15 protein-coding genes and 3 tRNA genes are annotated in these 13,391 nt (G+C 39.9%); 9 read left to right on the forward strand and 9 right to left on the reverse strand.

The window, feature by feature from the left end; all coding sequences use genetic code 11:
• Positions 1-175: 175 nt before the first annotated feature.
• Positions 176-251 (reverse strand) — tRNA-Lys (locus HY817_03760).
• A gap of 130 nt (positions 252-381) precedes the next feature.
• On the opposite strand from HY817_03760, the gene HY817_03765 reads away from it, so the two are divergent.
• Complete coding sequence (locus HY817_03765) at positions 382-1,521, forward strand: hypothetical protein (protein MBI4836352.1); 1,140 nt, start codon at positions 382-384, stop codon at positions 1,519-1,521.
• Between the two features lie 143 nt (positions 1,522-1,664).
• Here the strand turns inward: HY817_03765 and HY817_03770 are convergent.
• Both HY817_03770 and HY817_03775 read right to left on the reverse strand, forming a co-directional pair.
• Positions 1,665-1,739: transfer RNA gene (locus HY817_03770), tRNA-Arg, on the reverse strand.
• A 16-nt stretch (positions 1,740-1,755) separates the two neighbouring features.
• Complete coding sequence (locus tag HY817_03775) at positions 1,756-2,259, reverse strand: hypothetical protein (protein MBI4836353.1); 504 nt, start codon at positions 2,257-2,259, stop codon at positions 1,756-1,758.
• A 110-nt stretch (positions 2,260-2,369) separates the two neighbouring features.
• On the opposite strand from HY817_03775, the gene HY817_03780 reads away from it, so the two are divergent.
• From HY817_03780 to HY817_03795, 4 genes are all read left to right on the forward strand, one after another.
• A tRNA-Gly gene (locus tag HY817_03780) sits at positions 2,370-2,445 on the forward strand.
• A 44-nt stretch (positions 2,446-2,489) separates the two neighbouring features.
• Entirely contained in the window at positions 2,490-3,266 is a 777-nt protein-coding gene (locus tag HY817_03785) for a hypothetical protein (GenBank protein MBI4836354.1), read from the forward strand.
• Between the two features lie 130 nt (positions 3,267-3,396).
• Positions 3,397-3,654 carry a hypothetical protein gene (locus HY817_03790; protein MBI4836355.1) on the forward strand — a complete coding sequence of 86 codons (258 nt, stop codon included), beginning with the start codon at positions 3,397-3,399 and terminating at the stop codon, positions 3,652-3,654.
• On the forward strand, positions 3,647-4,234 hold the full coding sequence (locus tag HY817_03795; GenBank protein ID MBI4836356.1) for an HD domain-containing protein: 588 nt from the start codon (positions 3,647-3,649) through the stop codon (positions 4,232-4,234). The genes HY817_03790 and HY817_03795 overlap by 8 nt, the downstream gene beginning before the upstream one ends.
• A gap of 27 nt (positions 4,235-4,261) precedes the next feature.
• Here the strand turns inward: HY817_03795 and HY817_03800 are convergent, their stop codons facing one another.
• The 3 genes from HY817_03800 to HY817_03810 all read right to left on the reverse strand — a co-directional run bounded on the left by HY817_03800 (position 4,262) and on the right by HY817_03810 (position 6,650).
• The gene (locus HY817_03800) at positions 4,262-4,816 is read right to left on the reverse strand and encodes a hypothetical protein (protein ID MBI4836357.1); all 555 of its coding nucleotides are present in this window, start codon (positions 4,814-4,816) and stop codon (positions 4,262-4,264) included.
• A 236-nt stretch (positions 4,817-5,052) separates the two neighbouring features.
• The gene (locus HY817_03805; GenBank protein MBI4836358.1) at positions 5,053-5,490 is read right to left on the reverse strand and encodes a GNAT family N-acetyltransferase; all 438 of its coding nucleotides are present in this window, start codon (positions 5,488-5,490) and stop codon (positions 5,053-5,055) included.
• A 239-nt stretch (positions 5,491-5,729) separates the two neighbouring features.
• Positions 5,730-6,650, reverse strand: coding sequence for a hypothetical protein (locus HY817_03810; GenBank protein ID MBI4836359.1), 921 nt, complete (start codon positions 6,648-6,650; stop codon positions 5,730-5,732).
• A 337-nt stretch (positions 6,651-6,987) separates the two neighbouring features.
• Here HY817_03810 and HY817_03815 point away from each other — a divergent pair, with 337 nt between their 5' ends.
• From HY817_03815 to HY817_03825, 3 genes are all read left to right on the forward strand, one after another.
• Entirely contained in the window at positions 6,988-7,557 is a 570-nt protein-coding gene (locus tag HY817_03815; protein ID MBI4836360.1) for a hypothetical protein, read from the forward strand.
• A 316-nt stretch (positions 7,558-7,873) separates the two neighbouring features.
• The gene (locus HY817_03820) at positions 7,874-8,536 is read left to right on the forward strand and encodes a hypothetical protein (GenBank protein ID MBI4836361.1); all 663 of its coding nucleotides are present in this window, start codon (positions 7,874-7,876) and stop codon (positions 8,534-8,536) included.
• 170 nt (positions 8,537-8,706) lie between these two features.
• On the forward strand, positions 8,707-9,555 hold the full coding sequence (locus HY817_03825; protein ID MBI4836362.1) for an EamA family transporter: 849 nt from the start codon (positions 8,707-8,709) through the stop codon (positions 9,553-9,555).
• 24 nt (positions 9,556-9,579) lie between these two features.
• Here HY817_03825 and HY817_03830 read toward each other — a convergent pair whose 3' ends face one another.
• On the reverse strand, positions 9,580-9,822 hold the full coding sequence (locus tag HY817_03830) for a hypothetical protein (protein ID MBI4836363.1): 243 nt from the start codon (positions 9,820-9,822) through the stop codon (positions 9,580-9,582).
• Between the two features lie 621 nt (positions 9,823-10,443).
• Here HY817_03830 and HY817_03835 point away from each other — a divergent pair.
• The gene (locus HY817_03835) at positions 10,444-10,881 is read left to right on the forward strand and encodes a nuclear transport factor 2 family protein (GenBank protein MBI4836364.1); all 438 of its coding nucleotides are present in this window, start codon (positions 10,444-10,446) and stop codon (positions 10,879-10,881) included.
• A gap of 239 nt (positions 10,882-11,120) precedes the next feature.
• Here the strand turns inward: HY817_03835 and HY817_03840 are convergent, their stop codons facing one another.
• Together HY817_03840 and HY817_03845 are read right to left on the reverse strand one after the other, a co-directional pair.
• Positions 11,121-12,089 carry a metallophosphoesterase gene (locus HY817_03840; protein ID MBI4836365.1) on the reverse strand — a complete coding sequence of 323 codons (969 nt, stop codon included), beginning with the start codon at positions 12,087-12,089 and terminating at the stop codon, positions 11,121-11,123.
• A gap of 360 nt (positions 12,090-12,449) precedes the next feature.
• Positions 12,450-13,184: a hypothetical protein gene (locus tag HY817_03845; protein ID MBI4836366.1), complete on the reverse strand. Its 735-nt coding sequence runs from the start codon at positions 13,182-13,184 to the stop codon at positions 12,450-12,452.
• Positions 13,185-13,391: the final 207 nt, after the last annotated feature.

Genomic DNA, 13,391 nt, shown 5'->3' on the forward strand with positions numbered 1-13,391 from the left:
CACTAACTCATTCGTAGCACCAGTGGGACCACAGTCTTATGCCGCGAGACAGGATTCTCCAGGATGAGGACGTGGCTCCCATGTTTGCTTGCTTTTTAAATATACTCAAAAAGCCTCATAACAATATACGAGGATGAGGATTAGTATAAGACACATAGCACCTTTGGTGCTCGTGTGGTGGGACTGCCGGGATTCGAACCCGGGACCGTTTGCTTAAGAGGCAACTGCTCTACCAACTGAGCTACAATCCCAAAACTTGCCTGAGCAACATAATAAAATTCAGCCCAAAAGGCAATATCAAGCAGATTAACGATGCGGCAAGAGCTGCTGTCTTGGCAAGGGAGAAAATTTCACTTACCGTGAACTCGTATTCTACTTTTTATGCTCCAGAATAAGTTACACTTAAAAGAGCTGATACTTGTCGCCTTGATTCTCAAGGTAACAGTATTTGTTATCATCTTTTTGGCTGGTCATTTGTTGCCTTTTTGCTATCACTGTTATGTCAATGACTTAGCTTATTTGCCTGTGCAATCATGGACTCCTTGGCTAAGCTTTGGTACTTGGGACGCACGACATTATAGTTATTTAGTGGATATGGGCTATATGCAGGACTTTGCCAGCAATGCCTTTTATCCCCTTTTTCCTCTTTTGGTCGGTGCTGTAAAAGTATTTATTTCTAATACTCTCATTGCTGGTTTTCTAGTTGCCAATGCTGCTAGTTTGGTTGCCCTTGTTTTATTTTTTCTTTTGGTGAAGCGATACTTTACAGAAAGTATCGCTTTCTACAGCAGCATATTTTTGTTGCTATTCCCTACCAGTTTCTACTTAAGTTTAATGTATAGCGAGTCGCTTTTTCTTGCTCTGGTTCTGGCATTTTTTTACTTTTGGGAAAAGCAGTCATACTATTTAGCAGCCATGATGGGTTTTCTATTGTCATTGAGTCGCCCATTAGGTGTGTTAATTATTATTCCCCTATTGGCTGAATTGATTACCACATCGTTCAAACAAAAAGGGATACGACAAATATGGAGTGACTATGCAGTAATGATACTGGGCACTATTGCTGGTTTTTCTGCTTATCTCCTTTTTATGACTTTGATGACTGGTTCTCCGTGGGCGGGGTTTATTGCCCAGAGATATTTTGTTACGGAAAATTCAATATACAATCTAATCGATATTGGTGGTTGGCTGCAGAGAAACTTTTTAACAGTAGATTGGAGTTTACACAGCTTTACATCAAGTATTCTAGATCGATTATTCTTTCTGGCCTATTTGCTCTGTCTAATGCCAATTTATAAAAAAGTGCCCAAGCGTTTTTTCTGGTATTCCGTAGTAATGGGCATGGTTCCCGCCTTGTCCGGTATGTTCATGGCATATACAAGGTACTTGTTGATGGTGTTCCCGGTTTTCATTTTACTGGCCTTATTAGCAAAAAATCGTACCCCATATGTAGCCATGCCCTTATTAATGCTACAAATCCTTTTTTTGATCATGCACGTGCTAAACTTCTGGGTAGCTTAACCCTGTCTGTGTTTTCGATGATATCGAGCGTTCCTAACTTTTTATTAGTTATTTTTTATTTTTTTGAGCTCGTAAAAGTAATCCTTAGACTAAGAAAGGATGAGGAGTAGGATGAGACACATTGCTCGCTTTGCGAGCTCGTGTGGTGGCCCCGAGAGGAATTGAACCTCTATCTCAGCCTTCGGAGGGCTTTGTTCTATCCGTTATACTACGAGGCCAAATTGAGTGGGCACACTATTTCGTGAGCGTGAAGCTTTTAATTGCATCTTCAATGTCACTTAGATTAGTCATGCTTGGTTCTGCGGCTGCTGTAATAGTATAGAGAATTCCTCCTTTGGCAAACATTCCTTGCCGGTATATGGTTTTCTTGTCTGCAGTAGTTTGATCGTATTTCCAGAGTACGCCCTTTTCGCCACTAATAGTGACACTTTCAGATTGAAAGTTTTGATTGAGGCTATTGGCACGAAGAGACGCTTCATTGGCAGAAATCACAGCATTGGCTGGATTATTATCCAATTGTTGGCCTTGTATGGTAATTATCCCATCAATACTCCGTAGCTCGCGATTAGCATGGGATATTGTTACCAACTTGGTCTGATCACTAGTGCTCGCTGTCCAATCTTGGGGATGTTTGATTGTAAAGCCATTCCCCTGATATGTTGCCATACTCAGGCCGCAGGCAGCTAAAAAAACGAGAATGATTGTTGCTCCGATTAAACGTAGATATGTTCTCTTCATAAAAGTAATGATATACATGTGTATCTTATAGAAGAAAGCAAGAACAAAAAAGAGCAGTTGTATTTAGTTGACAATCTGGCGACAATTCCTTAGGTTGTTCACGAGAAATTGCGGGAATAGCTCAGCTGGTAGAGTGTCTCCTTGCCAAGGAGAAGGTCGCGAGTTCGAATCTCGTTTCCCGCTCCACGAACCTTGTACAGAGATTAGTACATGGCTAGTTTCTAGAATGTATGGAGCGATCAAGATTGTTACAAGTTTTAACTGCCTGTGGTTTAGATAAAAGAGAAAGTGCTTTTTATCTCGCATCTTTGGCGTTGGGTAAGGCGACTATGAGTAAGATTGCTTGGCAAGCGGAACTAAATCGCAGTGCCTCATATGAGGTGATGCGATCTTTAAAATCTTTAGGCTTAATAAGCACCGTAAAAAGTAAATTGGGCTTATTGGTTATTGCCTCTGATCCAGAAAGACTATTGGTATTGCAACGGGAAAAATATGAGGCCATTTCCCAATCATTAGAATCTCTGCGCTATCTTTTTACTGTTGCCCAAAGTGAACCTGGAGTGCGCATGTTTGAAGGATTAGAAGGCATGAAGCAGGTTTTGCAAATGGTGCTAAATGAGGCATCGGAAGTACTTGTTTTTGGTGATGGCGACGCTTTTAGAAAAGCAGTGCCAGGATGGACCGAAGAGTATTCTAGTAAGCGCTTACAAAGAAAAATAAAATCGCGTTTATTGCTGAAAGCGACAGTAGCTAGTATAGGGACAGTAAAAAGTTTTTCTCAATTAAATAGTGAAAAGTCACGACTTTCCCAAATAAGAGTGTTACCAGCGGCATTTAATATTGTCGGTGGTTTTGATGTGTTCGCAGATAAAGTAATTCTTTTCTCTTTTGATCAGAAAAATACTGCGGTAGTGATTGAGAGCAAAGTAATCAGTGCTATGATGCGCGGCATATTTGAAATGTTGTGGACTCTTGCTGAGGGATATAATCAAACTCTTTTGGGTTAGAAGTTGTTACTTTCTGGCAACAGGAAAGTGTCACACGCAAGCTGTTCCTTTGAGTTGTTGCTGAGCTTTTGCTGATAAGTAGTGTTCGTAATTAATAGCGCATTATACTCACTATGTTTAAAAAGCAAGTATGAGTGTTTTTCAATATGTAGTGCTTCTTATTGGGATAGCAATGTCATTTGGTTACTATCCTCAAGCATATAAAATGTACCGTAACCACTCAGCGGAAAACGTCTCCCCTACTGCAATGCTTATTTTTGCTCTAGGTACTACACTATGGACCTTGTATTGCTTTGTTAACCAAGATCTAACCATCATACTAAGCTTTGCTTTCGGCATGGTTGGATCGTGGTTAATTCTTATTTTTATCTTTCTCTATCATGAATAATAGCAATCAAGCAGTTGCAAACTTTTTGTTTGAAATAGGTATATTGGCCAAAACTCCTCGTAGTGCTTTTCCTTTTTTAGGTACTGGTTCGCAAAGTGTGGCTGAGCATATTCAGCGCACCGCATATGTTGGGTTAGCATTAGCTGAAATGGCAGGAGATGTTGATACAGCAAAAGTGGTCATTATGTGCTTGCTGCATGATATGCCTGAAAGTCGCAGCAGTGATCTCAATTATGTTCATCAGCAATATGTTCAAGTTGATGAAGAAAAAGTTATCCAAGAAATCACCCAAAAGCTCCCTTTTGGGCTCTATATAGAAGGGTTTCTCAAAGAGTACAAAGTTCGGCAAAGCAAAGAAGCTATTTTAGCCAAAGATGCAGATAATATCGAATGGATTCTGGCGCTGAAAGAACAATTAGATTTAGGGAATAAAAGGGCCGCAATAATGATAAAAAATGCCGCTCAGAGGCTAAAAACAAAAGTAGCGCATCAATTATATACAGAAATTATGCAAACTCCTGCCGATGCCTGGTTCGCTGAAAGCAAAAATGAAGATTGGTGGATTAACAGAAAAAGCTAGGAGCCCTAAAATTGAGAACGATCTTGTTTAGTGGTCTCTAGGGTATCGAGATAGGCAGTTTTCCAGATCGGCGCGAGCGTCTCTTACTGCTACGCTAGCTACGTCATAATCTGTGTATCGTTGCCCTGCTAAGCGGTTGAGCCGAGTGTCTAATGCTACTACATAAGCATTCACAGCATCGGTTGGATTCTGCATATATGCAGGGGTAGCATGATAGGGAAATGGGCCATCTTGTAAGCGCGTGAAAATGTTCCAATTCCAGCCATCAATGGCAGTTAATGTTCCACCATTGGGGCCAGAAAAAACAGCAGCTGATCGGCGCAAACATTCAGCTGTTTGTTGCTGTATATCTATTGCTTGAAGAGCGAGTACTCGAGCTTGATTGGCACGTCTCAAAGAATCTTCCCGTATGTAGCCAGTAGGCCGTTCTAATAATCTTCGCATCTCATTTCTTTTTTCTGCTGTAGTTCCTCTACCAGCATCCTCAAAAGTAATCTTTACTGGTGCTGGAGACTTTTGACATCCTTCAGCCAATGTTCCTGCCAACACGCCGATGCCAATTAACTGAGATAGTTTAGACATGATCGTTATATATTTGAAGAGTTTAGGCTAACATTGCGGCTAGTTGATGTCAATTGTACTCTGATGGTATTCCATCATATAGATAAAAATGCAAATTTCGTGTTTCCTTGGGTACCGACATGTATCATCAGACAAGAGATGGTAGGAAGGTGCTCATCAAAGAAGTGGCGATGAAAGAGAAAAAAACGATCCTGTCTCCTACTTTTTTGACTTTTTAGCAAAGATGTCGTTAATGTTTATTCTCTTTTCATATACTTTACCAGTTCCATTCCAGAACTCTGACGAACAAAGCCAAATTTTTCATAAAAAGGAAAATTACCAGGGTTTTCTTCCCAAGCAAAAAGACCAATTGATGCATATCCTTTATCTTTCACTTGTTCAACTAAGTTTTTTAGAATTTTACTACCAATCCCTCGACCTTGATATTTGGGATGAACTCCAATGTCATAGAACATACACATAACACCATCTTCGATAAAACGTCCTATACCAATCACCTGGTCACCATCTTTTATTGAAAAAACATGTGAAGATTTAGTAAGTACCTCTTTCCACTTTTCAGGTCCACGTCTTTTCCATCCAATGGCTTCAAAAAGATTATCTAGTTGTTCTGGGTCAAGTATTTTTTCGTTACTCTCTCGTAATTCTGACAAATTCTTGTTTGGTGTATCCATAACAGGATGTTAAATTTATCAAAAATAAATATATCATATGCTCTCTAATGCATGAATGATAATACGTATTAAGATAAAATGGCTTTGTCAAAATGCATAAATCGTGGTGGGCGTGGGAGCAGTGGTTACACGCTGTTTAATTTTCAGGTTCTGTTCGTGAAGAGCATCTATCATGAAGTGCGAGATGGCAAGAGAGTACTGATCAAAGAAGTCGCTATGAACGAAGAGAAACAAAAAGCTTAATTCTGTTTATCTAGGGTGTAAACTACTAGTTCCGCAATAGTTCCAAGATGCCAATCATAACTATCTTTTTCCCGCACTTTAAAACCTATAGTGTCTGCTTGTCGCTCAAACTCATTTGCAGATAATACACAAGGACTTTCTAGTTTCACTGGTCGCCTTGCTGCTCTCAACGGTTGAATTTGGGATAGTTCAGCTAGAAAGCTATGAATAATATGACCAACTCGAGCAGGTTTCGACAAGGTAGCTGCATGAATTGTGCGAGCATACTTATAAACACAGTCCACAAGTGCATCTTTGTCGAGGTATTTCTTACCTATTAAAGCTTGTAACAGAGCTTCTACAGAACAATCGGTAAGTGTCCATCTCTCACTATCAATTGCCTGAGTAATTATGGCGGCGTAATAAGCGACTGTTCTCAATGTCCACTCCTCTTGATTCCTGTAATCTGGTAAAAACTCTTGACTCAAGATTAGTGTGCCTTCTGGCTTTAACAAATTATATAACTCTTGCAAATACGGAAGATTCGTAACATTCCCTACTCCAGAGTTCACATCACAACAAATGTCCGCACTCCCTTTCATGTCTGTACATTTCTCAAGATTACCTTCCCAAGCCATTGTTTCTCCAATGGAATATCTAAACCTTTTCCTAGCAGCATGAGACTGATGATCAAATACTGTTAAACTTACACCTGGTGTTAGCTCTGTCCAATATCTCACAGCAAGACTTCCCTTACCCATTTCTACCAGGAGCGCTCTACTGGTCGATCTCGAAGCTCCTTCTAGGCTACGCAAAACTGTCATTTCAGCAAAAGGATGCCGTAGATCTAGCTCGTGACAATATTCTAACCCCCCACCAGTAAATAAATGAGGGTGTGTTGCTGCGGTGATAGTGGCAACGTAATTGGGCTTTGTCATGTCGGCTGCTAATTATTGGGAGCTAATTTCTCAGATATCAAAGCGAATGTAAAGATGAGCATATGAAAGTATTATTACTGCACAGTCAAAACATGGCTACTCCACTTTTGTAGGCCATTCTTTAGTGGTGGGCGCGGTGGCAATGGTTACACGCTATTCAGTTTTCGAATTGCCTTTGCTACAAATATCTATCACCAGATGAGAGAAGGTAAAAGAGTGTTGATAAAAGAAGTCACTATGAAGGAATTAGCTACTGATAACGGACCAAAAAGATGATTGCTAAACAAAAATAACTATGGCAGTATGTGGAGCTATCGCAATACGTAAACTACTTTAAATGGACAGACTTCAGCAAAATGTTCTTGAAATCGCTGATCTTACTCCTGTAGATAGGAAAACATTGGATTTTTTAATTCAAGCTTTAGCCCAAGCAGATGATGGCGGCTTTTTTATATATTTATCTCCTGAAATACCGGAGAGAGCTTTTATAGCTTTATTGCTTAAGAGTGTGAATGAAAAGCGAAAGGACTTTGAAGAAGCCGATCTATCATTAGATCTTTATAAACCCCCAGCTGATGACTCTATTGAAGGCAAAGAAGGTGCTATTATGGAAGCTTGTAGATCATGGATAAGAGCAAGTTTAATGACTAAAAGTGAAGAATGCGTGACAGGCAGTAATTTATTTGTCTTAGATTTAGTTGGAACTACTACAGATTTTGTACGAGCTCATTTGGTGCTTAGTAATACATACAGAAATACCATGCTTGGGAGTCACGGTCCAATTGTTTTTCTTTTGTCGCCCTCGGGTGACTGGGATGAATTAAGAAAAATTACCACAATATTATTCTCCGATCTGCGAACGTCTCTGAGTGGTCAATATCGTTTTGGCGAGCATTACCAAAAGTAACCAGAAAGCCTCCGATTACCATCCTTAACTTTGATGCGCGTAAGGGATAGTAATCACACGGCGTGCAATGTTAGAGTTTTGTTTATCAATCATGTCTATTATGATATGTGGGATGGCCAGAAGGGGGCTTGTAAAAGAGGTGGCAATGAAGGAAGCGAAGGCTGGCTCTTCTGCTAGTTTAGTCCCCTGTTCGTTCCTAGGAAGCGGTGTGGGATTGAACTAAATATTGTAATGAATCTGAGGAACCACAAATTGACAATGCTTGTTATTGATGGCTAAAGTGCAATCCTTGCTTTTTTCCTTTAAAAATAGTGTTATGATTTTGTATTATGGTGGAGTAGAAAGTAAGATAGCTACAAAATCAGTACCCTATAGATCAGGTAATGGGGTAGAGAGTCTCGCGAGTAATCTGACAAAATTAGTATTGCGATTTAGAAGACTGCTCAAAGAAGCAGGCTGTGAGAACTGGTCAGTTACTTGCAGCGGCAAAAAAAGAGTTGGCATGCCTAATACCTATACCTTAACACGATCATTTCGTGCCCAAGTAGGAGATCTTCCAAATGAATTCTCTAAGCTGTCTGTACATTATTCTGTAGGAAGCGATAAACTTATGGGAATAATGGGAGTAGGCAACTTTACCCCCGAGCTTAGTACCGATATTCATTTCATCTGCAACAAAACAGAAATAGGAGAATGTTGGATACAAGCGATAACGAGTAGATTAATAGGAGTCGATACAGGAATAACTAGAGCAGTAGACTCTGGATTTCCACTTCCGGCAGCAGACTTACTTTCGTTGGCGTCTGCGGTTTTACAGAATTGTAATTATGGTCCTGTGAGATCAGCTCAAAGAGCGACGTTCTCATCAGGGGATTTTCTTCATGAAGTAACCTGTAATAGAATACATGCTACCGGGGAGGAGCAAATCCCTACACATAGAGACACTATGCGTGTCCTAATGGAATCATTACGAGACTAATACATAAATAGCAAAGTACTTGAACAAATAAGGTCATTGCTTTTTGACAGCTCTCCTATTATGTATGTCCTGCATTAACTAGTAGCTTACGGTGTAGGATTGAACTGACTGTTGTGGGTAATACTTCATAATTGTACTATTCGACCAAGAAATAAGTTATCAATTTAATAATGACCTGGTTCACTCTTACACTTCTCAGCGTCTTTCTCTCTTCTGCAGCTACCATCCTCCAGCGAACTTTAATGAAAGACGATAAGAGCAACCCGTATTCATATACAATCGTTTTTCACTTTCTCCTGGGATTATTGCTTCTTGTTATCGGATTGATAAACGGTTCCAATTTTTCTTTATCCAGTGGCAATGTATATATATTGTTACTGGCAGCAGCGTTATGGGGTGTATGCCAAGTGTTTCTTTTTAAGGCCTTACAATTAGTCGAAGCTTCACAGCTAACCATCGTTTCAGGTCTTAGGGTTGTGATTACAATCCTCGCTTCACTAGTCTTCCTCAATCAAGTATTTACTGAATTAAATGTGCTCGGAACGATTCTGATACTTGCAGCGACTTTTTTAGTAGTTAATTTGGGAAAAGAATTCAAATTGAACAAAGGCATTCTCTATACTTTGGCAATGACCTTCTTCGGAGGCTTAGCTATTGTTGCTGACTCGGCTAATGTGCAGCATTATGATGTACTTGCGTATAGCGCCTACTCTAATTTTCTCAGTGGACTTTGTATCTTAGTTTTTTATCCAAAGGTACTTCGACAATGGAAATCCCTCGTGCAACCAAGCTTTTTAGCAAAGATGCTCCCACTTGCAGTTTTTAGTGCTACACAAGGAGTGCTGTATCTACTAGCACTTACATATGGAGGCAATACTGCTCAAGTTGGAACAATACGACAGGCATCAGTCATTGTGACAGTTTTGCTCGCAATTATATTCTTGAAGGAGAGAGAGAATCTGGGCAAGAAATTTATTGCTGCTGTTTTTGTTACTGCTGGGATTTTTCTGCTTAGTTAGATTATAATAAACCTCTTTAAGTCTTTAGTTCTTATCTTTAAGAGTACGAGTTATGCTGTCAACAATCTGTGCTGGTGTTATTTCCTTTACCACTTTTTCACCTTCAACATTCTTCTCAACCTCAACTAAAATACGATAGTTGCCATCAACTAATTTCTCTTTCTCTAAAACTTTTGCTGAGATACCCATGAAATTACTATTTTTCTGTTGTTCGGAAGTATATGTAATGGTGTCACCAACTTCAACTAAATCGATAGGATAGGACATGAAAATTGTTAATTCAATGTACATTGTTTCATGCCAGGTTGATACGTTCAATATCTACACGTCAAAATCAAGGATGCTCTTTATCTTGAGCCAAATAACCGTGGTGAGCGCGGGGGCAATGGTTACACGCTGTTTAATTTTAGGCTTGTGTTTGTGAAAAATATCTACCATACCATCCGTAATGGTCACAAAGTATTAATAAAAGAAGTTGCTGTGAAGGAGCTAATGGCTAGCTTTCCTACTGTATAAGTTCCCTATTGGTTACTAGCGCGCGGTATGGGATTGAACTAACTACCGTTTAGGTCTGGTTAGTAGTAATGTGCTGGTAAATACGGATTTCCTGTGAAAAAGATAATCTTCAATATGAATAACTCTCATGACGTAATCGTAGGTAAAGGCAAACTTGCTGGTAAAGGTGTTTATGCGGCACGAGATTTTAAAAAGGGGGAACTTGTGGTTCCGTACAATCTGAAAGAGCTGACACAGGATGAATTTAATGTGATGCCTATTAGTGATCGAGAATGGACGCACTCTTTCTGGGGTAAAATTTATCTCTTTCCTAATCCTGCTCGTTATGTAAATCACTCTGAGAATCCAAGTACATATCCAGATTTAGATAAAATGGGCGACTTTGCTCTACGCACAATCAAAAAAGGTGAAGCAATAACCATTGATGACACCATAGAACTACGAAATGAGTTGAATACGTTTTTAGAAGCATACGAGAAAGCTGCTAATAGCTGTGATTTTGCTAATGTTGCACCTCTGGTCGCTAATGATGCAGCTTTTTGGTTCACGAACGGTACATACGAAGGAAAAAAAGATATTCAAAAAGCCTTTGAGGAAACGTGGGCAAAGATTCAAAATGAAACTTATTCAATCGCAAACATAAAGTGGATCATCGCGACATATTGGAATTCTGTTTGTTCGTATACTTTCAAGTCAGAGGGAGTTGTTGATGGCAAGAAAAGAATCTTCAAAGGTCGCGGTTTGAATGTGCTCAAGAGGATAGATGGCAATTGGCGAATCGTGCATGAGCATTTAAGCATAGTAAATTAGCCCTAGCTAATAAATGAGCTTAATATTTAAAGTGAGGCTTTTGTTCTTTTCCTGAGCCAATATTCGTGGTGGGCGCGGGGGCAATGGTTACACACTGTTTAATTTTAGGCTTTTGTTTGTGAATAAGGTGTACCATGAAGAGCGAGATGGCAGGAAAGTGCTGATTAAAGAGATCGCTATGAAAGAAGAGAAGACTGGCTCTCCTGCCCTCTTGGCGACACATTAGTAGTCCGTAAAAGTTAATCTTTTGGTACAAAGACTCTATTTTGTCCTGCAGGTGTCATAACGTCTTCAGCTCGCCAAGCATCATTTCTAAAAGCTAACAATGTGCTTTTTCTCTTTTCAGGATCGAGTATTAATGCTGTAGGAGCCCTAGCTGATGTATAAATAGAACCTGTATTGGCAATAACACCTGAACGGGCAGTTTCGGTATCAATCCATCTTATATGTGATGGAATGTGTGTGTGCCCTTGTACTACTGCCCAAGCATTAGCCTGGTTAAGTAGCCATGTGTTGAAAATAAATTCAGCTGGCGCACCAGGTAGTACTTTTTTAGCATCTACACTTGCTTGTACTGTATTTCTAAATGACTTACTCGATAGATAATCGAAGACTTTTAACTGAGTATCCAATGAAACACCAAATTTTTGTAGAATCCTCATGATGTCCCAAACAAAGATCATATTTCGTCCATGATACTCTAACCGATCTTTAGCATACTCACTTAATTCAGCGGTATTATTTTCTTCAAAAAATTCTATCAAATCCGCAACATTCTTACCTTGGTAGGTAGATAGATAATGTTCCAGCTTTCCAGTTTTTGTATCTACTAGATCTCCATGATGCACCGTCACGCCATCAGCTTCGTCAATTAACATGGTACGATGAATTTGATGTCTCAGTCCTGGTGTTAGTTCACTCTCCATTAGGTCATTGGTGAGACTGGGGTCATGATTTCCTCTTACTACTTGGATCGATCGTCCAGTGCGCTTTTGATAAGCTGTGAGTGGCCCTAGTACCTTTCCTATCTCGCGGCGAACAGTTCCTAAGTTGGCTACAGGTCCTAGTTCAACGTAATCTCCGACAGAGATCAATTCGCCATCTTCATTTGCAGCGTGTTCTACGAAACTAGATATTGCTCTAACTTGATCCTTAGGACGCTCTAGCTCACCAAAGTGAGTATCGGAAAGAATGAATTTTTTTGCCATGTTCAAATTGTAATTTTAGTTCAAATGATAGCATATATGAACAGCTTTGACCAATTATGCAAAGGCTGTTAAAAGAGCCGTCCTGTGAAGCTAAACTCGGCTTATTTGGTGACCAATTTTACACAATCAAACATCCTCACCTTCTTTTTAGTAAGCCATCCACTCTTGGTGGGCGCGGGGACAGTGGTTACACGCTCTTCAATTTCAGGGTTTCTTTTGCTACAAATGTGTATCACCAAGTGCGGGATGGGAGGAAGGTGCTCATCAAAGAGATCGCCATGAAAGAAGAGAGAGCGGGCTTGTCACCTGCTCTGGTAGCGTGTTAGCTCGTAGGACGCAGTGTGGGATTGACCATAGCAACTATTCCACCTTTTCACTGCACAATTGTTCCATAATGTGCGCAATTTTCTCTCTAACTCGAGGTCCAACAGCAGCCCAAGCTTCGGGGGAAGGAAATGACCCAAGTCTGGCACCTTCGATACTTTGAAAAACTCCCTCCGTTATATGACTTATAGATTTATCATCTCTATCAATTGTATGTGCTACTCTTTCAAAGGGTTTGCAGACAAGTTCAATCATTTCTTCTCCTAACTGCACTATAAACTCCTGAGTTATACCAGCGTGTCCAGATAACATACGTGCTAAATCGCAATACCATCTACTAGCTGGACTTCCCATGTGCCAATATATACTGGCACGATGTGCCTCAGGAGCATCCACAATGGGTGACCATTCTTGCTCTACTAGTTTAGTTACCTCTGTGGCAATAGTTGCAGATGTTGTATTAGTAATCAAATGCTGAAGGCTCAACATACCTTTTCGAAGGAAGCTAATCCATAGTGCTTGAGCCCCTTTGTGCGCAACATTATTGATTCTAGAATAGATTGAAAGTAGAGCCTGATGCCAACTATCATATGTCATTGGTTCAAGATTCATTACCTGATTAGCAAGTTGTTCTAAATAGGCTAAATCCACAGGATCAGTTTTCTTAGACGTTCCTGTATTTTGTTCTAACCAATCTGCAGGGATTTCCAATCCTTTCAAGTCCGGAACTAATGCATTCGCATCACCTTCAGCATTTTCATTTACTACCATAGGAACTTATTAAGACCTGCAAGTTTACCTGAAAGGCTATTTTCAAGCAATGTGCTATTTAGCCGCTCGGTTAAATTAACGAATGAGTTGGAGGAAGTTAATATTTGAGTGACCAAACTCAATTAACTTCCCCTTCAAATGTATCATACGATCTTGCGCAGAATAATATCTCATCCCCAGTACGCACTTATACTTGTCAGAAAGCTC

This window comes from Candidatus Abawacabacteria bacterium (assembly GCA_016207805.1).
GTDB lineage: Bacteria > Patescibacteriota > Gracilibacteria > RBG-16-42-10 > RBG-16-42-10 > JACQZO01.

Coding starts and splice junctions, on each gene's coding strand:
- HY817_03765 (MBI4836352.1), top strand. CDS start 382: ATGCTCCAGAATAAGTTACACTTAAAAGAGCTGATACTTGTCGCCTTG.
- HY817_03775 (MBI4836353.1), bottom strand. CDS start 2,259: ATGAAGAGAACATATCTACGTTTAATCGGAGCAACAATCATTCTCGTT.
- HY817_03785 (MBI4836354.1), top strand. CDS start 2,490: ATGGAGCGATCAAGATTGTTACAAGTTTTAACTGCCTGTGGTTTAGAT.
- HY817_03790 (MBI4836355.1), top strand. CDS start 3,397: ATGAGTGTTTTTCAATATGTAGTGCTTCTTATTGGGATAGCAATGTCA.
- HY817_03795 (MBI4836356.1), top strand. CDS start 3,647: ATGAATAATAGCAATCAAGCAGTTGCAAACTTTTTGTTTGAAATAGGT.
- HY817_03800 (MBI4836357.1), bottom strand. CDS start 4,816: ATGTCTAAACTATCTCAGTTAATTGGCATCGGCGTGTTGGCAGGAACA.
- HY817_03805 (MBI4836358.1), bottom strand. CDS start 5,490: ATGGATACACCAAACAAGAATTTGTCAGAATTACGAGAGAGTAACGAA.
- HY817_03810 (MBI4836359.1), bottom strand. CDS start 6,650: ATGACAAAGCCCAATTACGTTGCCACTATCACCGCAGCAACACACCCT.
- HY817_03815 (MBI4836360.1), top strand. CDS start 6,988: ATGGACAGACTTCAGCAAAATGTTCTTGAAATCGCTGATCTTACTCCT.
- HY817_03820 (MBI4836361.1), top strand. CDS start 7,874: ATGATTTTGTATTATGGTGGAGTAGAAAGTAAGATAGCTACAAAATCA.
- HY817_03825 (MBI4836362.1), top strand. CDS start 8,707: ATGACCTGGTTCACTCTTACACTTCTCAGCGTCTTTCTCTCTTCTGCA.
- HY817_03830 (MBI4836363.1), bottom strand. CDS start 9,822: ATGTCCTATCCTATCGATTTAGTTGAAGTTGGTGACACCATTACATAT.
- HY817_03835 (MBI4836364.1), top strand. CDS start 10,444: ATGGGCGACTTTGCTCTACGCACAATCAAAAAAGGTGAAGCAATAACC.
- HY817_03840 (MBI4836365.1), bottom strand. CDS start 12,089: ATGGCAAAAAAATTCATTCTTTCCGATACTCACTTTGGTGAGCTAGAG.
- HY817_03845 (MBI4836366.1), bottom strand. CDS start 13,184: ATGGTAGTAAATGAAAATGCTGAAGGTGATGCGAATGCATTAGTTCCG.